This window comes from Janthinobacterium sp. SUN206 (assembly GCF_030587305.1).
GTDB classification, from domain to species: Bacteria; Pseudomonadota; Gammaproteobacteria; order Burkholderiales; family Burkholderiaceae_D; genus Janthinobacterium; species Janthinobacterium kumbetense.
The window spans coordinates 114,655-132,251 of sequence record NZ_JAPWIB010000003.1 but is presented as its reverse complement, the minus strand read 5'-3'; the positions used below and the strand labels follow the sequence as shown (position 1 = coordinate 132,251).

The window sequence follows — 17,597 nt, the reverse complement described above, 5'->3', positions numbered from 1 at the left end:
TCAATTTGATGGCGGCCACTATAGCATATGGCCCCCTCGCCCCTGCTGGCGCTGCCGCTCTATTTGGGTTGCGTGGCCAGGGAATTGAAATCGTCGATCCAGCCCTGCATGCGCTTGACGGCATGGGCCTTTTGCGCCGGCGTGGCGATCTTGATCACCGTCATGACCATCTGCGCCGTGCTGCTTTCGTAGGCATCGAAGAAGGCCTTGCGCTCAGAATGCTCGAGGCGCTCGAAACTGTCCTTGATCAGGGTCGTGATCAAGCCCACGGTGGCTTCCTTGCCGAGTTTCTCCTGGTGAACTTTCTTGACCAGGCTCAACACATTCTGCTGGCGCCGCATGCGTTCGTCGAGCCAGACCTCGTTGTTCAGCGGACGCGCGTCGGACGCCTTGCGGATGACGGCTTCCTGCTCGCTGCTGAAGCTGCCGAACCACAGTTCGAATTGCTCCATGGCTTTCTTGTAGCGCAGTTTCTGGCGCTTCTCCTGGTCGCCGCTCAGGTATTTCTTGCGGTAATCCTCATTGTTTGACTTGAACTTCTTTTCCATCTGCGCGATCTGCTCGGGCTTGAGCGAGCGCGCCAGGTCGGCCAGCTCGGGCGCCGCCTTCAGCAACAGCGCCTGGGTGCGCTGCTTGATCTCGCTGTAATCCGCCAGCAGGTCCGCCTGCGTGGCATTGCCTTGCAACTGCTTCTGGCCCGTGCGCAGGATTTCCACGTAATCCTTCAATTGCGTCCTGCGGTGCCAGTCGAACAGCTTGTCGATATCGTCGCGCACCCAGCCCTTCTGGTCGCGGTCCAGGTCGACATACGCGTTCAGCCACCAGTACAGCACGGTATCGCCATTGTTGTAGGCCAGGCGCAAGCCGCTGCAACCGGCCATGACGACGAGCAGCATGGCCAGTAAGGCATACGTCAAGCGGCTGGAAGACGTGGAAGACGGGGCCTGCGTGTTAAACTTTTTCATATTCTTAACTTATAAAAGACGGTCTATGAACGTTGTCATTCTCGCTGCCGGTATGGGCAAACGCATGCAGTCGGCACTGCCCAAGGTATTGCACCCGTTGGCGGGCAAGCCGCTGTTGTCGCACGTCATCGACACGGCGCGCGGCCTGGCGCCGTCCCGATTATGCGTGATTTACGGGCATGGGGGCGCAGCGGTGCTGAAGTTGCTCGACGGCTACAAGGTGAACCATGGCGTGCAGATCGACGCCGCCGAGCAGGCGCAGCAGCTGGGCACGGGCCATGCCGTGCAGCAAGCGCTGCCTTTGCTGGATGACAGCGTGCCGACCCTGATCCTGTACGGCGACGTGCCGCTGACCAGCGCCGCTTCCCTGCAGCAACTGGTGCAGGCGGCCGGCAAGGACAAGCTGGCCATCCTGACCGTGGAACAGGACGATCCGTTTGGTCTGGGCCGCATCGTGCGCGACAACGGCGCCATCGTGCGCATCGTCGAGGAAAAGGATGCGACGCCCGCCGAGCGCGCCATCCGCGAGATCAACAGCGGCATCATGGTCGCGCCCACCGTGCAGCTCAAGCAATGGCTGTCGGCCTTGTCGAATGACAATGCCCAAGGGGAATACTATCTGACCGATATCGTCGCCCAGGCCGTCGCCGATGGCGTGGCCGTCACCTCGGCGCACCCGGCCGCCGTGTGGGAAGTGGCGGGCGTCAACAGCAAGGTGCAGCTGGCGCAATTGGAACGCATCCACCAGAACAATATCGCGCAAGCGCTGCTGGAACGGGGCGTGACTCTGCTCGATCCGGCCCGCATCGACGTGCGCGGCGAACTCATTTGCGGCCGCGATGTCACCATCGACGTCGGCTGCGTGTTCGAAGGCAGAGTCGAACTGGGCGACGGCGTGCGCGTGGGCGCCAACAACGTCTTCATCAACGCCACGGTGGCCGCTGGCGCACACATCAAGCCCTTCTGCCATATCGAGGACGCCGTCGTCGGCGCAGCTTCCATCATCGGCCCCTATGCGCGCCTGCGCCCGGGAACGGTCCTGGCGGAAGACGTGCACATCGGCAACTTTGTCGAAGTGAAAAACAGCCAGATCGCCGCGCACAGCAAGGCCAATCACCTGGCCTACATCGGCGACGCCACCATCGGTTCGAAGGTCAACATCGGCGCCGGCACGATTACCTGCAACTACGATGGCGTGAACAAGTTCCGCACGGTCATCGAAGACGACGCCTTCATCGGCAGCGACAGCCAGCTGATCGCGCCCGTCACCGTCGGCAAGGGCGCCACCCTGGGCGCGGGCACGACCTTGTCGAAAGATGCACCGGCCGGCAAGCTGACCGTGTCGCGCGCGCGCCAGGTGACCATCGATGGCTGGACGCGCCCCGTGAAAATCAAGAAGTAAGCGGCGCAGTCAGCCCTTGCACACAGGCAGGCCGCATGGCCTGCCTTTTTTGTATGTGGATAACTCTGTGGGCAAGCCACTGCACAAGTGGGGCATAAGCCTGTGTGCAAGCCTGCGCATAAGCTGTTGGCAAGTTTTGTAATCTGGCCCGCCATGCGCTTGTCGCTGCCTTTTCCGCTGATTCCAGCAGCTTGCCAGCGATGTAATCGCCTTTTCCTGCGGATTGTGGATAACTCTGTGCGTAAGCCTGCGGATAAGCGTTGGATAGCGTGGGTACAAGTGGGGATAACTGCAGTTTTGCCGCCTGCTTCCCACATGTTGCTGTGGGTAAGCCTGTGGAAAAACCGTGCGCAGACGGTGGATAGCTGGTGGGTAAGTCTTGCGTTGGATCAAGCAACAGCCGAAAGTCGGGCTTCCGGCTGTTGCCGCCGCATCAGAAGCGGCGATTGAGTTCGACCCACAGGCGGGCCGAACTGCGCGCCGCCAGCAGGACTGGCGTGCCGCCGATGGGCTTGGCGACGTACGCGCGGGCATTCCACTGCTGCCCGTCCGCCCAGTTCACGCCCAGTCCGGCGCCGTGCAGGCGTGCGCTGTTCGGTCCCGGCGTCCAGCGCTGCTGGTTCACCGTCACGCGCGCGCTGTCGACGAAGGCCACGGCTTGCCATTGTCCCGCGTCGCTGGCGCTCAGTTCATGCCGCCATTCGGCGCTGCCGAAATAGCCGAGGTCGCCAGCTGCCGCGCCCACGTCATACGCGCGCACCGTGTACGGGCCTCCCACGCTCATCTTTTCGGAGGAATCGAGGTTGCTGTCCGCCCACTGTCCCGCGAAGGCCAGGTACACGGCGTTGCGCTGGTCCAGGTTTTGCAGGCGCGACAGGTTGACGTTCCATTTCGCAAAATTGCCATGGCTGCGGGCGCTGAAGGCATCGTTCAGGCGCGTCAGCGGGTCGCTGATGTCGAGCTTGCCAGCCGTCGCGGCCACGCTCCAGCTGGTGATGGCGCCAGCCAGGGCCGCATCGCGCACGTCGCCGCCCAGGGTGGCGCTCAGGTTATCCAGGCGGCGGTCGCTGCGCATGGCGCTGGCGTCGATGCGGTCGCGCAAGTGCACCTGGTCATACTGCAGCTGGATCGACATGTTCGCATCGCGGCTGCGTAGCAGCGGATGGCGCAGCCAGGCACTGGCGACCTGGGCCGTGCCATGTGCGTGCAGCGGGCGCATGGCGCCTTCCAGGCGGTAACGCAGGGCGGACATGGCCACCCCGGCGCGCGTGCCGGCGCCGTTCAGCAGCAGGTCATAGCCGAGCCGCGCATACGACATGCCCGTGCCCGAGCTGAGCACGCTGGCGCTGGCCACGTCGCCCTGATGCAGCGGGTTGTACAGGTACACGGTGGCGCCAAGGCGGGCGCGGCCCGTGTAGCGGTTGCCATTGTTGTCGAGGAAGGCAGCGCCAGCCATGCGCGGACCGGACCAGGCATCGACCAGCAGATCGGAGCCGCCCACTTCGGCGCCGGGCGTGAGCGTGGCCGTGATGGCGACATTCGGTATGTCGGACAGCAACAGCAAGCTGCGGTCGAGTTCCGCCTGGCCGATGGTCTGGCCCGTTTGCAGCGGCGCCAGCGTGGCGTTCAGCAAGGCGTCGCTGACGTCGCTGCGGTTGTCGATGCCCACCTTGCCGTAGCGCGCCTCGAGCACGTCGATGCGCACGATGCCCTGGCGGATGGTTTGGGCAGGCACGATGGCGCGCGCCAGCGGATAGCCATGGGTGCGGTAGTAACTGGTGATGCGGGCCGCCAGTTCTCCCAGTTGCTCCAGGGACAAGGTCGTGCCATGGGCGCTGGCGACGAGCGCCTGCAAGGTGGCCGTATCGAACGCGCTGTTGCCGGCGATGTCGATTTGCGTGACGAGAAATGGCGCGCTGGCGGGCAGCGGCGTGCCCTCCTTCTGTTCGATGCGCAGCGCCGGCGCGCCGGGAGCAACATTGGCGGGCGTGGCCGGCTGCAACTGGCGCAGGATGGCGCCCGCATCGGGCACGACCGGCGTGGTTTGTGCTACGGCGCATGGCGCAAAGGCCAGCAGCAGCAGGGACAGCAACGGTTGTTGCATCAGGTGTCGCGGAGTCAAGGAATGAGTCATGGTGTTATTGATTTACGTTAAGCATGTTGGCGGGCAGCTTGACGCCGCCCAGGACGACTTGCAGGGCCGGGCCGCGGCTGCCGATCTGCATGCTGGTGTTTGGCAAGGCATTGCTGGCGGCGGCAGTGCCGGCCGGGGCATCCGTCTGCGTGACGGTGATGGTGGGTGCGGCGGCCAGCGTGCCGGGACGCGTGTCGGCAAAGCTGCCCAGCACTTGTGCCTGCAGTTGCACCACGGCTGCCTGGGCTGGTGGTGGCAGGCTGGCCGGCGGCGGCAGGGTTGCCGACGTCAAGGTCAGCGCGCCGGCATTGCTCTCGGCTTGCACGAAGGCATAGTCGTTTGAAGCCAGGCCGCTGCCCGTGATGGCGTAGTTGCCAGCCGGACTGCCGGCCGAGGCCGGGCTGGTCCAGGCCACGGTGCCGCTGGTGGCGTCCGCCAGGGTGTCGCCGCCCAGCAGGCCGCTGACCTTGCCGCTCAAGCCTTCCGGCGCGCGGCCGCCCGTCAGGCTGGTGGTCGTGGCCGTGTACAGCAAGCTGGCCTTGGCGATATCGGCGGTGATGTTGCCCGGTTGCACGAGTGCATAGTTGGCCGCATCCGCACCCTGCAAGGTGTAGCCGTCGACGATGACGGTTTTGCCTGTTCCTGCGTGCTTGTCGGCAAAGCGGGCAGTGCCGCCCGCCACGCTCAATTGGTCGTCGCCCAGCGCCAGCACCTTGGCCTTGCCCGCCAGGGTGGCGCCCGTGGTGGCGTCATACACTTTATTTGCCGCACCCACGCCGCTCACGCTGACAGTAGCTTTACTGATGTCGGCCGTGACCTTGCCCGGTTGCACGAGGTCATAGTTGGCCGCATCCGCGCCTTGCAAGGCAAAGTCGCTCAGGGTGACGGTCTTGCCCATACCAGCATTCTTGTCGGCAAAAGATGCGCTGCCGCCGGCGACGCGCAGTTCGTCGTCGCCCAGCGCCAGCACCTTGGCCTTGCCCGTCAAAGTGGCGCCCGTGGTGGCGTCATAGACTTTATTGGCCGCACCCACGCCGCTCACGCTGACAGTAGCTTTACTGATGTCGGCCGTGACGTTGTTCGGCTGCACCAGCACATAGTTGCCCGCATCCGCGCCTTGCAGGCTGTAGCCATCAACGATGACGGCCTTGCCTTTGCCTGCGTTCTTGTCGGCAAAGCGGGCCACGCCGCCGGCTACGCTCAGCTGGTCGCCGCCCAGCGCCTGCACCTTGGCCTTGCCCGTCAGGATGACGCCGGTGGTGGCGTCATACACCTTGTTCGCCGCGCCCACGCCGGCGACGACCACGCTGGCCTTGCCGATGTCGGCCGTGACGTTGTTCGGCTGCACCAGCACATAGTTGGCCGCATCCACGCCCTGCAAGGTAAAACCGCTCAGGGTGACGGCTTTGCCCATGCCGGCGTTCTTGTCGGCAAAACGGGCGGTGCCTCCGCTTACGTTCAGCTGGTCGTCGCCCAGCGCCTGGACGCTGGCCTTGCCCGTCAAGGTGGCGTCCGTGCTGGCGTCATAGACTTTATTGGCCGCCCCCACGCCCTGCACATTCAGCGTGGCGCGGTTGACGGTGGCGCTGTGCCTGCCGCCTTCCAAGGTGTAGTTGCTGGCCTGGCCCGTGCTGCCGTCAGCCAGCGTCAGCGTGCCGTTGGCCAGGGTCTTTTTTCCACCCGCGTTTTTGTTGTCGAGGATACCGTTACCCGACAGCAACAGGCTCTCGCCTTGCACCAGGCCGTTCAGTGTCAGCAGACCGGCCGCCATGCTGGCGCTGCCGTCATAGGTGCGCGTGCCGTTCAGACTGATGACGGCCCGGTTGATCGTCAGGGCGCCCGCCTGCAGGTCGATGTCATACCCTTGTTGGCCGGAATACAGGTAGGTGCCGGCGGCGTTGTAGAGACCGGCATCGCGGATGGCGCCGTACAGGCTGTTGCTTGAGGAAAAGACTTGCCCGGAGTCGGCAGCGCCAGCGACCGAGTAACGGGCATTGGACAGGCCCCCCGCATAGCTTTGGCCATCGTAAGTCTTGCTGACCGCATCCGAGGTGACGGTCAGGGCGGTCAGGAAGCTGCGCAGCAACGGCGCCGTCTGGCCTTCATAGATGCGCCAGATGGCGCCGCTGCCGGCGTTCGTGGCCATGTCCCAGCCATCGAAACTCGATTTCGAGTGCAGTTGCGCATCGCTCAAGGCATGCACGTTCGTCTGCGCGCCGCCACCGCTGCCGATGCCAGAGACGCCGCCAGTACTGGTCCAGAAGCTGTTGTTTACCTGGCTGAAGTTGGTGCCGATCAACGCGCCCTTGCTGGTTTCGCCCTTGACCATGCCCGTCGCGTACGTGTTTTCGACGGTACCGCTCATGTTGAGGCCGATCAAGCCGCCCACGGAGGTGCTGCCGCTGACGGCGCCGCTGGTGTAGCTGTTGTTGATATTGCCGTCGTTCGTGCCGAGCAAGCCGCCAACGGACTCGCGGCCATTGACCGTTGCGTTACTGTAGCTGTTGGAAATGAGGCCCCTGCCGTAGCCTGCCAGGGCGCCGACGTGGATGACGCCGCTGATGCTGCCGCCCAGTAAGCCGATATTGCTGATGACCGAAGTGCTGTCCGCATAGCCGAACAAGCCGACGATATCGAAGTCGGACGCGATGGTCAGTCCGCTGATGGTATGGCTCTGGCCGTTCAAGCTGCCGGTGAAGATATTTTCTATGCCGCCGCCCAGGCCGTTTGCCATGCCGACAGGAATGAATCCATTCTTGCCCCAGACGCCCTTGCCGCCCGCCGTGGCGCTGGCATCGATGTTGGCGCCCAGCACGTAGCTGCCATTGAGTGCCATGGACATCAATTGCAGCTGGTGCGCATTGTAGATCGTTGTGGAATACTCGGATGCCAGCATGGGATAGGTCCCGCCTTCGCCATGGCCGGCATTATTCAAGTTGCCGTCCACGTTGACCAGCACCCAGTTATTGCCCTGCGCGCCAGGCGTGGTGGTGAAATTGAATCCCGTAAAACTGCTGGCCGTGCGCATCTGCGTGTCCGTCAGGCCGGTGCCGCCCTTGGAGGTCGCCTGGCCCGTACCGTCGATGGACCAGAAGCTGTTGCTGATTTGCTGGGGTGCGCTGTTGCTGCCGATCAAACCGCCGAAGTTGGTGCCGCCGTCGGCGATGAGCAGGCGCCCCGCCGCGTAGCTGGTATTGACGGATCCCGCTCCCCAGTTGGTGCCCACCAGGCCGCCGATCTCGGTCTTGCCCGCCACGCTGCCCGTGGCATAGCTGTTGCTGATCGTTCCCTGGTTGATGCCGACCAGGCCGCCGCTCTGGGTATTGCTGCTGACGGCGCCCGAGGCGTAGCTGTTGACGATGGTGCCGCTGTTGCGCGCCACCAGGCCGCCGCTGATGAAGCCGTCGGCGATGACGTCGAGCGCCGCATAGCTATTCTTGATCGTGCCCTTGTTGTCGCCCACCAGCCCACCGGCGTAATAGTGGGTCTTGATGCGGCCGCCATTCAAACCCACATTCTGGATCAGAGCATCCTTGGTGGTAATGGAAAACAAGCCGCTGCCGCCGCCGGACCCGGACATCATGCTGAGCTGATTGATGGAATGGCCGAGGCCGTCGAAGATGCCGCCAAAGGCCGCATCCCTGCCCAGCGGCACGAAGCCCGCGTCCCACCAATTGGGGTTCCAGGCGGCCGAGGCGGTGGCCGAGGCGTCGATGTCGGCGCCGAGCACAAAATTGCCGTTCAGTTTGCCATTGATCCCTTGCAAGTCGGTGCCCGTGACACTGCGGTAAGCGCCCAGCTGGGTAATCACCGTGTAGCCGGTACGTGCGCCATCGGCGCCCAGTTTGGTGCTGAAGTTTTGCCCGGCGGGCAAACTCACCTGCGCGCCGTTACCCAGCTGATATACGGCCGTGTTGCCGGCAGCGGCGGCGCCCTGGCCGTATTCCAGCGCCAGGCTGGCCGTGCCGGAACCGTTCAGGTTGGCGTTGATATTGATGTTGCGCTGCGCATGCAAGGTCAGTTCATTGGCCGACCAGCTGACCTGGTCGTTGACGTGCACGTCGCCGGCCGTGCCGTGGCTGCCTTGCGTGCTCTGGATCACGACATTGCCGTTGCGCAAATTGGCCGTCAGGGCGGCGCCGCTGATGTCGCCGCCGCTGGCGGCGATGGTGAAGTCGACGGGGTCGATCAGCCAGGTGCCGGCGCGGCCCTGGGCAGCGGCCGTGCTGATGCGCACGTCGTTGCCGATCTTCACGTGGGCGGCGCTCGTTTCGATGAAGCCGCCATTGCCGCCCGTGGGGGCGCTGGCGTCCAGGGTGCCGCTCACATGGGTGGTGCCGGCGGCCATGCCGCCGAGCAAGACGATGCTGCCATCGCGCTGCTCCACGCTGCGCGCCTCGATGACGCCCGTGTGGTTGACGACGCTGGCCAGCAGCGAATCGCGGGCGCCTGCGCTCATCAGCACCTGGCCGCCATCGGCGCGGATCAGGCCGCCGTTCTCGGCCAGGTTGTTCAGGGTGCTTTGTTCGATGCGCAGTTGCAGCAGGCGCGCGCCGTCAAAGCTCAGGGTGGCGGCGCTGCCGGCGCCCAGGGCGACCGTGCCCAGGCGGGCCGAGATGGCGCCCTGGTTGCTCACTTGCCGGCCCAGCAGGGCGACATAGCCGCCATCGGCCGCGCGCAGCGTGCCTTCATTGACGACCTTGCCAGTACCTTGGCCGCCGAACGCGTGTTTCGAACCGCCCAGGCTGGCGCTGTCGACGTCGAGCGTCGAGGCCACCAGGCCGCCCACGTTGACTTGCGCGCCGCGGCCGAAGAGCACGCCGTTCGGATTGATCAGGTACACCTGGCCATTCGCGTTGACTCTGCCGAGGATCTGCGTGCCGTTGCTGTCGAAGATGCGGTTGACGGCCAGTGCGCTGGCCGAGGGCTGGACGAAGTTGACGGTTTCCTTGGCGCCCACGTTAAAACTGTTCCAGTTCAGCGCGGCCTGCGCGCTGCCCTGATGGATGGTGGTGGTGCCGCCCTGCTGGCTGATGCTGGCCGTGCCGCTCACCACCTGCCCGCCCGTGGGCGCGGCCTGCGCCAGTCCTCCCAGCGCCAGCGCCGTCATGGCGGCCGCTGCCGCGGCCAGTTTGCGGCGGCTGCCCTTGCCGCGCCCGCGCGACGTTTCCGCGACGGCGACCCAGGCGTTCAAGACGTGGCTCCAGACGAGGCGGTAGATGTGGTTCAACGATCCGTGACGATGCATGCGATGTCCTTGTTGAGATGAATAGGGAGACGCCCGCGCGCCTGCGGACCTGGCCGGGCTGGCGCGAGCGGGAAATGGGGAAAGAACGGGTCAGGAAAGCGGCGCGAACAAGGAGGGGCCGGTGAGGTGGCTGGCGAGTTGGTTGCGGTGCATGTTTTCCCTGTGCTGTGCGTGGACGGCGTCCGTTGCGGCTTTTGTTGCTTTTTTAAATATAAACGTTATAAAAAGCTACAAAGATTTCTGAACGGAAAGATATCAGAACGGGGAAATTTAAAATTGAGCAAACCTGAGCGATTCCCGACTGATTTAGTCGGGAATGCGCGCGGGCGTCAGACGGGCAGGCGCAGGGCGAAGCTGATGGTGCCGTTGTTGCCGGCGCTGGCCAGTATCACTTGGCCGCCGTGCAATTCGGCGATGCGCTGCACCAGGTACAAGCCCAGGCCGGCGCCGGGCTTGTGCTGGGCGATGCGGCCACGGAAGTATTTCTGGAACAGGCGCGGGATTTCATCGGCGGGCAGCGGCTCGCCTTCGTTGCTGACGGCGATCTGCACGCGGCCGTCCTCGAGCGTGCCGGCTTGCACGCGGATCGCCAGGGCTTGCGGCGCGTGCCGGTCGGCATTGCTGAGCAGGTTGCGCAGGGCCACGCGCAGCAGGCTGGCGTCCACCACGGCGCTGGCGGGCAGCGCCTGTACGCTGGCTTCGATGCGGCCCGGCGGCCATTCGGCCAGCACGGCCGTCAGCAGCGCGGGCAAGTCGCATGGCAGGGGCCGGAAGGTTGCCGCGCTCGTTTCCATGCGGTCGGCGCTCAGGTATTCATCCACCAGCGCCGTCATGCGGCCGCTCGCTTCGCGCAGGTTCTGGCAGCGTTGCAGGGTTTTTTCCCGCGGCGCGTCCGTGTTGCGGGCAATTTGCTGGGCCGTGGTATTGATGATGGCCAAGGGCGTGTGGAATTCATGCGACACCATGGCAACGAAATCCTGCTGCTCTTCGCGGGTGCGGGTTTCCACTTCCAGCGCGGCGCGCAATTCGCCTTCCAGCACGGCGCGCCGGCCGATTTCCTGCCGCAGCGCCACGGTGCGCAGCGCCACCTGCTCTTCCAGCCGTTCATTCAGGGCGCGCACGGCGCTGACGGCCTCCGCCTGTGCCCGGTCCTTGGCGCGGCGCAATTCGGCGTAGCGGCGGTTGAGGCGCAGGCTCATCAGCATCATGTGCACGAAGGCGCCCAGGGTGGCCGCATGGTTGGTCCAGAAGTTCGGCGGCACGATGGCCATATTGCGCAGGAAACTGATCACCACGCCCGCGTAAAAGATGCCGAAGATAAACAGGAAAGCGTGCGCCGGACGATGCCCGCGCAGCGCCAGCCAGCTGGCCAGGGCGATGAACAGCACGATCAATGGCAAGGCCGTCATTTGCACGACGAGCACGCCGGCGGCATAGTCGCCGTGCAGCACCAGCAGCGCCCCGCACAGCGCGGCAGCGGCCGTCAAGCCCACCACGACGCGGCTGAAACGGGGATACAGGGCGGGCAGTTCCAGTTGCAATGTGGAAAAACGCGCGCCGACGGCGATGGACATCGCCATCGACACGCCCAGCATGGGATCGGACAGCCAGTTCGGCATGGTGAAGATTTGCTGGGGAATGGCGATCGTCAGCGCTTCCGTCGTGGCATTCGTCAGCACGTACAGCAGATACCAGCCGCTGTGGGCTTCGCGCGTCATGCGCCAGAAAAAGATATGGAACAGGATCAAGAGCAAATAACTGCCGAACTGCAAGCCGTAGTACAGGTATTCGCGACGCGAAGCGTTGTCGAAGGCATCGCTGGGCAGCAAGGTCAGCTCCGTCGACATGGCTTTTTTGCTGTGCAGGCGCACCAGCCAGCGCTGCGGCGTATCGGCTTGCAGGCGCAGCGGAAACACCACTTGGCGCGCATCGATGGGCCAGTTGCCGCGCGCCACGTCGGCGCCCGCTTCCTGCAAGACCCAGTGGCCTGCCGCGTCCCAGCGGTACAGCCGCACGTCGTCAAGCACGGCGTTGCTGAAACGCACGACCCATTCATCGGGGGAGGCTGCCGCGCGCGTCACGTCCAGGCGCAGCCAGACGGCGTCCTGCGTGTAACCGGCGCTGACGGCGCCGGGCAAGGTGCGCCAGCCTGGCGCCGCCAATGCCGCATCGGGCCCCAGCCGGCCCGTGGCATCGCGCAGCATCTGCAGGTGGCCGCTGGCGGACACGGGCTGCCCGCTGGCCGGCAGCAGCAGCGGCGCAGGTACGGGCGCCGCTGCTGCAGCGTGGGGGAACAGGGCGGTGAACAACAGGCAAAGGGCGAGCAGGATTTTCATGGCGAGGCAGCTTACCACGGCCAGCATGGGAGTCAGAAAGACAACTTCCCGGCCCCACGGCGATCGGTTATCCTTGCGCCATGTTGAACCTCATCCTGCTTGAAGACGAAGCCGTGCTGCGCCACGAGTTGACCGAATTTCTCGGCGATTGCGGCTACCGCGTCAGCGCCGTGGCCGACCTGGCCGCCTTCCACGCCTGCTACGCGCCGGCCGTGCACCGCATTGCCATCATCGACCTGGGCTTGCCCGATGGCGAAGGCATGGTGCTGGTGCGTGCCTTGCGCGCGCAGGGGCAGCCCATCGGCATCGTCGTGTTTACGGCGCGCGGGGCCACGCAGGACAAGGTCAACGGACTGGGCGGTGGTGCCGACTATTACCTGCCGAAGAGCGCCGACCTCGATGAGCTGGCCGCCACCCTGGGCGCGCTGGCGCGGCGTTTGGGCGCGCCGCCCGCCGACGCGCCGCCGCCCGCCGCGGCCTGGGTGCTGGAACTGGGACCGCGCCGCCTCTTGCCGCCCGGCTGCGGCGCCATTGCGCTATCGCAACAGGACGTCACCGTGCTGCACGTGCTGATGGCCGAGCCGGAACGCATCGTCAGCCGCCAGCAGATCGTGCAATCGCTGGGCGAGGATTTTCTTACCTACGACCAGCGCCGCCTGGACACCCAGATCAGCCGCTTGCGCCGCAAGGCGGAACAGGCGGCGGGCCTGGCCTTGCCCATCAATACCGCCCGCAACGCCGGCTACCGCTTCTATGCCGAAGCGGAAGTGCGCCCCTGAGTTTACCGTCTGCCGCCACGGACAGGCTGTGGATAAGCCTGTCGATAACTGGACTCGTAACTTGTTGGCAAGCTGTGTGCAGCCGGTGCACAAGTCAAGCTGGCAGTAGCTTGTGTCCTCTTTCCATTCCGGTGCGGCGCCATCGCGGGCCGCCTGACGCTGCTTCCCCGCGCATCCCTTGCTCTGCTGCTATGGCTTGCCCGCATCGTGCTTGTGCATAAGCCTGTGGGCAAGTGCGGCATAAGCGGTGGAAAAGCGCCGTATAAGTGTGTGGGCAAGCGGTGGGCAAACGGTGGATAAATGAAAGTCAAAAATCACACGGCGATGCGCGTCTCGAATTTGCTGCGGAACGTGGAAAAATAGCTTTTCACGTTGCGCACATTCGCGTGCGCGGCAAACAGGCGGTGCGCCAGCGCGTGATATGCGGGCATGTCGGCCACCTGCACCATCAGCACGAAGTCGGGGCCGGGCGAGACGCGGTAGCATTGCAGCACGGCCGCTTCCTGCGCCACGAGCTGCTCGAATTCCGCCATGCGCTCCGCCGCCTGCACGTCGAGCGTGATTTCCACGATGGCCGTCAGGCGCGCGCCCACCAGTTGCGGCGCGACGATGGCCACTTGCCGTTCGATGACGCCGCTTTCCCGCAAATGCTTGACCCGCCGCAAACAGGTGGGCGCCGAAACGTGCACCGCTTGCGCCAGCTCACTGTTGGTTTGCGATGCATCAATTTGCAAGGCGTTCAGGATGCGACGATCGATCTCGTCGAGGGTAATGTTGCTATCGTTCATGGTTCTGATGAATTGGAAAATAAATCGATTTTAAATGAAATAATATTTCATCACAAAATGAGTATGAAATATTCAGTCAAAAATGCACAGATTTAGAAAGCATATTTCATTCACTCTGCATTAGCATGCTTGCATTGATTAAATTTTAGACAGAGGTTTCCATGTGCGGCATCGTCGGCGCGGTAGCGCAACGTAATATCACTCCCATCTTGCTCGAAGGCTTGAAGCGCCTGGAATACCGCGGCTACGATTCCTGCGGCATCGCCCTGCATGCGGATGGCCGCTTGCAGCGTTCGCGCTCCACCTCGCGCGTGGCGGAATTGGAAAAGCAGATCGCGGAAGAAGGCTTGAGCGGTTTCACGGGCATCGCCCACACGCGCTGGGCCACGCATGGCGCCCCTGTCTCCTTCAATGCCCACCCGCACTTCTCCCCGACGGAAGAGAACGCCCGCGTGGCGCTGGTGCATAACGGCATCATCGAAAACCACGATGAATTGCGCGCCGAACTGACGGCCTTGGGTTACGTCTTCCAGAGCCAGACGGACACGGAAGTGATCGCCCACTTGGTCGAGCACATGTACAACGGCGATTTGTTTGAAACCGTGCAGCAGGCAGTGAAACGCCTGGATGGCGCGTATGCGATCGCCGTCTTTTGCCGCGACGAACCGCACCGCGTGGTCGCCGCGCGCCAGGGCTCGCCCCTGATCGTCGGCCTGGGCAATGGTGAAAACTTTGTCGCGTCCGACGCCATGGCGCTGGCCGGCACGACGGACCAGATCATTTACCTGGAAGAAGGCGACGTGGTCGACCTGCAACTGTCGCGCTGCTGGATCGTCGACGTGGATGGCAAGCCCGTCGAGCGCGAAGTGAAGACCGTGCACGCCCACACGGGCGCGGCCGAGCTGGGCCCGTACCGCCACTACATGCAAAAGGAAATCTTTGAGCAGCCGCGCGCCATCGGCGACACGCTCGAAGGCGTGACGGGCATCATGCCGGAATTGTTCGGCGACAACGCTTATGCCATCTTCAAGCAGATCGACCGCGTGCTGATCCTCGCCTGCGGCACCAGCTCGTATGCTGGCATGACGGCCAAGTACTGGATCGAAGCCATCGCCAAGGTGCCCGTCAGCGTGGAAGTGGCCAGCGAATACCGCTACCGCGACAGCGTGCCGCACCCGAACACGCTGGTGGTGACGATTTCGCAAAGCGGCGAAACGGCCGACACCCTGGCCGCCCTGAAACATGCGCGCAGCCTGGGCATGCAGCACACCTTGACCATCTGCAACGTGGCCACCAGCGCCATGGTGCGCGAATGCGCCTTGGCCTACATCACGCGCGCCGGCGTGGAAGTGGGCGTGGCCTCGACCAAGGCGTTTACGACGCAGCTGGCCGGCCTGTTCCTGCTGACCCTGTGCCTGGCGCAAGTCAATGGCCGTTTGAGCGAAGAACAGGAAGCGGCGCACCTGAAAGCCATGCGTCACTTGCCCGTCGCCATCGCGTCCGTGCTGGCGCTGGAGCCGCAAATCATCGCCTGGTCCGAAGAATTCGCCCGCAAGGAAAACGCCCTCTTCCTGGGCCGCGGCATGCACTACCCGATCGCTCTGGAAGGCGCCTTGAAACTGAAGGAAATTTCGTATATTCACGCCGAAGCGTATCCGGCCGGCGAACTGAAGCACGGCCCGCTGGCCCTGGTAACGAATGAAATGCCGGTCGTCACCATCGCGCCGAACGACGCCCTGATCGAAAAGCTGAAGTCGAACATGCAGGAAGTGCGCGCCCGCGGCGGCCAGCTGTACGTCTTCGCCGATGTCGATTCCCGCATCAGCTCCGGCGAAGGCTTGCACGTGATCCGCCTGCCCGAGCACTACGGCGACTTGTCGCCGATCCTGCACGTGGTCGCGTTGCAATTGCTGGCGTATCACACGGCGCTGGCGCGCGGCACGGATGTGGACAAGCCACGCAATCTGGCCAAGTCGGTGACGGTGGAGTAAGCCGGCTGGATGGCGCCTGGCGCTGGCGGCGCGCTGCCGCCGGCGAGGCGCTCGTCAGCCAGGGGCCGGGTCGGCGCGGGAACGGTACTGCTCTATCCACTTGACGGATTGTGCGATGCCGCCGAAGGGAAAGAAATGCAGGCTGACCTCGCCGTGTGCCGCTGTCAGACCGGCGGTGAGGCGCTCGACAAACAGATCCGGCCCCGCCGTGCCGAACAGCTTGCCGATGGACACGCCGTACTTGGACCACATCGATGCGCAGGCGCTCACGCCGCACAATGCGGCATAGCGCGCCAGCACCGCGATGCTGGCGGGACCCGGCACGCCCACGCGCACGGGATGCTCTATGCCCCGCTCGCGCAGCGCTTTGAGCCACGTCAACACGATATCGGCATCAAACGCAAACTGCGTGACGATCAAGGGCGCCATGCCGCGCTTGCCGATGCTGTCGCACTTGCGTTCAAGCACCTCCCACTGTTCGGCCGTGCTCATCACCGGATGGCCTTCCGGATGACCACCCACGCCGATCACCTTCATGCCTGCGCGCTCAAACACGCCTGTGTCGATCAGCGCGGCACTGTCGGAAAACGGCCCCATCGCGGTGGATGGATCGCCGGCGATCACGAAGCAGCGCTCGACGCCTGCTTCGGCGACGGCGCGCTGGATGAATGACTCAAATTCGGCGAACGAGGCAATACGGCGGGCGGACAAGTGCGGCATGGGTTCGAAGCCGAGCGTGCGCACGGTGCGGGCCGCGGCCAGCCGCGCGGCGTTGTCCTCGCGCGGCAGGTAGGGAATGGCAATGGTGGATGCGGGCGCTATCCGCGGCGCCGCCGCGCTCAACGCCGGCATGTCCCTGGCACTGACTTCCAGGGAATAGGCGTGCGCGATGTGGCCAGCGGACCCGAGCTGAGCGGGAGGCATCAAGAGATGACCCATGGCGTCGCTGCGGTCACTACGCACTGGCAGGCTGGCGCGCCAGTGCGATGAAGGCGCGCACGTAGTCGATGGCGGTGTCCGTCTCGCGTGCCCCCAGGAAAATCTGCTTGGCGATGCCGCGCGCGCCCAGCCGCACAGGCACCACGTCCATCTTGGCTGCGTACTCCTCGACCAGCCAGCGCGGCAAGGCGGCCACGCCGCGGCCGCTGGCTACCATCTGCAGCATGATGTCGGTGGTTTCGATGGCTTTGTGGCGCTTGGGCGTGACACCGGCCGGCAAGAGGAACTGGTTATAGATATCCAGGCGTTCGATGTCCACGGGGTAGCTGATCAGCACTTCCTGCGTCAGTTGCTGAGGCTGCACATAGGCCGCCGCCGCCAGCGCATGGCCCTTGGCCACGACGAGCACCTGCTCGTAGTCGAACACGGGTTCGAACGTCAGTCCCGGCTTGTACAGCGGGTCGGGCGTGACGAGCAAGTCGATCTCGTAGCCGAAGAGCGCGCCGATTCCGCCGAACTGGAACTTCTGTTTGACGTCCACATCCACGTCGGGCCATGCGGCCAGATACGGCGACACCACCTTCAGCAGCCACTGGTAGCAAGGGTGGCATTCCATGCCGATGCGCAGCGCGCCGCGCTCGCCCTGCGCGAACTGGCCCAGGCGCTCTTCGGCCAGGTCCAGTTGCGGCAGCACCCGGTTCGCCACCGCCAGCAGATACTGGCCGGCTTGCGTCAGGCGCAGGTTGCGCCCTTCGCGCAGCCAGACGTCGGTGCCCAGTTGCTGCTCCAGCTTCTTCATGCTGTGGCTCAGGGCCGACTGGGTCAGGTGCAGCACGCCTGCGGCGGCCGTCAGCGACCCTTGTTTCTCGACCTGCTGGACGATGCTGAGGTGGATGCGTTCAAGCATTGAGATGAGCCATGTTCATGGATGTATGAAATAAGACCATTATACTTCATCGATTCCCGCCGCTATCATCGATCCCCTTGTTGCCTGCACTTTTACGGCCCTGGCGCA

General features: G+C 64.4%; 10 protein-coding genes. 3 read left to right on the top strand and 7 right to left on the bottom strand.

The genetic code is table 11. The features are described 5' to 3' along the window. Window positions 1-59 precede the first annotated feature (59 nt). The gene (locus O3300_RS17505; RefSeq protein WP_305053665.1) at window positions 60-965 is read right to left on the bottom strand and encodes a DUF6279 family lipoprotein; all 906 of its coding nucleotides are present in this window, start codon (window positions 963-965) and stop codon (window positions 60-62) included. A gap of 25 nt (window positions 966-990) precedes the next feature. On the opposite strand from O3300_RS17505, the gene glmU reads away from it, so the two are divergent. Further along, entirely contained in the window at window positions 991-2,367 is a 1,377-nt protein-coding gene (glmU, locus tag O3300_RS17500; RefSeq protein ID WP_305053664.1) for a bifunctional UDP-N-acetylglucosamine diphosphorylase/glucosamine-1-phosphate N-acetyltransferase GlmU, read from the top strand. A 433-nt stretch (window positions 2,368-2,800) separates the two neighbouring features. Here glmU and O3300_RS17495 read toward each other — a convergent pair whose 3' ends face one another. The 3 genes from O3300_RS17495 to O3300_RS17485 form a co-directional block, all read right to left on the bottom strand. After that, on the bottom strand, window positions 2,801-4,471 hold the full coding sequence (locus O3300_RS17495) for a ShlB/FhaC/HecB family hemolysin secretion/activation protein (RefSeq protein WP_305053663.1): 1,671 nt from the start codon (window positions 4,469-4,471) through the stop codon (window positions 2,801-2,803). A 34-nt stretch (window positions 4,472-4,505) separates the two neighbouring features. Beyond that, the gene (locus O3300_RS17490) at window positions 4,506-9,749 is read right to left on the bottom strand and encodes a YDG domain-containing protein (RefSeq protein ID WP_305053662.1); all 5,244 of its coding nucleotides are present in this window, start codon (window positions 9,747-9,749) and stop codon (window positions 4,506-4,508) included. A 329-nt stretch (window positions 9,750-10,078) separates the two neighbouring features. Next, complete coding sequence (locus tag O3300_RS17485; protein WP_305053661.1) at window positions 10,079-12,085, bottom strand: sensor histidine kinase; 2,007 nt, start codon at window positions 12,083-12,085, stop codon at window positions 10,079-10,081. 80 nt (window positions 12,086-12,165) lie between these two features. On the opposite strand from O3300_RS17485, the gene O3300_RS17480 reads away from it, so the two are divergent. Further along, complete coding sequence (locus O3300_RS17480) at window positions 12,166-12,864, top strand: response regulator transcription factor (protein ID WP_305053660.1); 699 nt, start codon at window positions 12,166-12,168, stop codon at window positions 12,862-12,864. Window positions 12,865-13,178: 314 nt separating this feature from the next. Here O3300_RS17480 and O3300_RS17475 read toward each other — a convergent pair whose 3' ends face one another. Beyond that, window positions 13,179-13,652: an Lrp/AsnC family transcriptional regulator gene (locus tag O3300_RS17475; RefSeq protein WP_077408907.1), complete on the bottom strand. Its 474-nt coding sequence runs from the start codon at window positions 13,650-13,652 to the stop codon at window positions 13,179-13,181. Between the two features lie 161 nt (window positions 13,653-13,813). Between O3300_RS17475 and glmS the strand changes: the two genes are divergently transcribed. After that, window positions 13,814-15,643, top strand: coding sequence for a glutamine--fructose-6-phosphate transaminase (isomerizing) (glmS, locus tag O3300_RS17470; protein WP_099665965.1), 1,830 nt, complete (start codon window positions 13,814-13,816; stop codon window positions 15,641-15,643). Between the two features lie 54 nt (window positions 15,644-15,697). Here glmS and O3300_RS17465 read toward each other — a convergent pair whose 3' ends face one another. Beyond that, window positions 15,698-16,582 carry a methylenetetrahydrofolate reductase gene (locus O3300_RS17465; RefSeq protein WP_305053659.1) on the bottom strand — a complete coding sequence of 295 codons (885 nt, stop codon included), beginning with the start codon at window positions 16,580-16,582 and terminating at the stop codon, window positions 15,698-15,700. A gap of 16 nt (window positions 16,583-16,598) precedes the next feature. Next, entirely contained in the window at window positions 16,599-17,489 is an 891-nt protein-coding gene (locus tag O3300_RS17460) for a LysR family transcriptional regulator (protein WP_305053658.1), read from the bottom strand. Window positions 17,490-17,597 lie beyond the last annotated feature (108 nt).

What these genes read in the sequence shown, in the direction of transcription:
- O3300_RS17505 (WP_305053665.1), bottom strand. Translation starts at nt 965, where the DNA reads ATGAAAAAGTTTAACACGCAGGCCCCGTCTTCCACGTCTTCCAGCCGC.
- glmU (WP_305053664.1), top strand. Translation starts at nt 991, where the DNA reads ATGAACGTTGTCATTCTCGCTGCCGGTATGGGCAAACGCATGCAGTCG.
- O3300_RS17495 (WP_305053663.1), bottom strand. Translation starts at nt 4,471, where the DNA reads ATGCAACAACCGTTGCTGTCCCTGCTGCTGCTGGCCTTTGCGCCATGC.
- O3300_RS17490 (WP_305053662.1), bottom strand. Translation starts at nt 9,749, where the DNA reads ATGCATCGTCACGGATCGTTGAACCACATCTACCGCCTCGTCTGGAGC.
- O3300_RS17485 (WP_305053661.1), bottom strand. Translation starts at nt 12,085, where the DNA reads ATGAAAATCCTGCTCGCCCTTTGCCTGTTGTTCACCGCCCTGTTCCCC.
- O3300_RS17480 (WP_305053660.1), top strand. Translation starts at nt 12,166, where the DNA reads ATGTTGAACCTCATCCTGCTTGAAGACGAAGCCGTGCTGCGCCACGAG.
- O3300_RS17475 (WP_077408907.1), bottom strand. Translation starts at nt 13,652, where the DNA reads ATGAACGATAGCAACATTACCCTCGACGAGATCGATCGTCGCATCCTG.
- glmS (WP_099665965.1), top strand. Translation starts at nt 13,814, where the DNA reads ATGTGCGGCATCGTCGGCGCGGTAGCGCAACGTAATATCACTCCCATC.
- O3300_RS17465 (WP_305053659.1), bottom strand. Translation starts at nt 16,582, where the DNA reads ATGGGTCATCTCTTGATGCCTCCCGCTCAGCTCGGGTCCGCTGGCCAC.
- O3300_RS17460 (WP_305053658.1), bottom strand. Translation starts at nt 17,489, where the DNA reads ATGCTTGAACGCATCCACCTCAGCATCGTCCAGCAGGTCGAGAAACAA.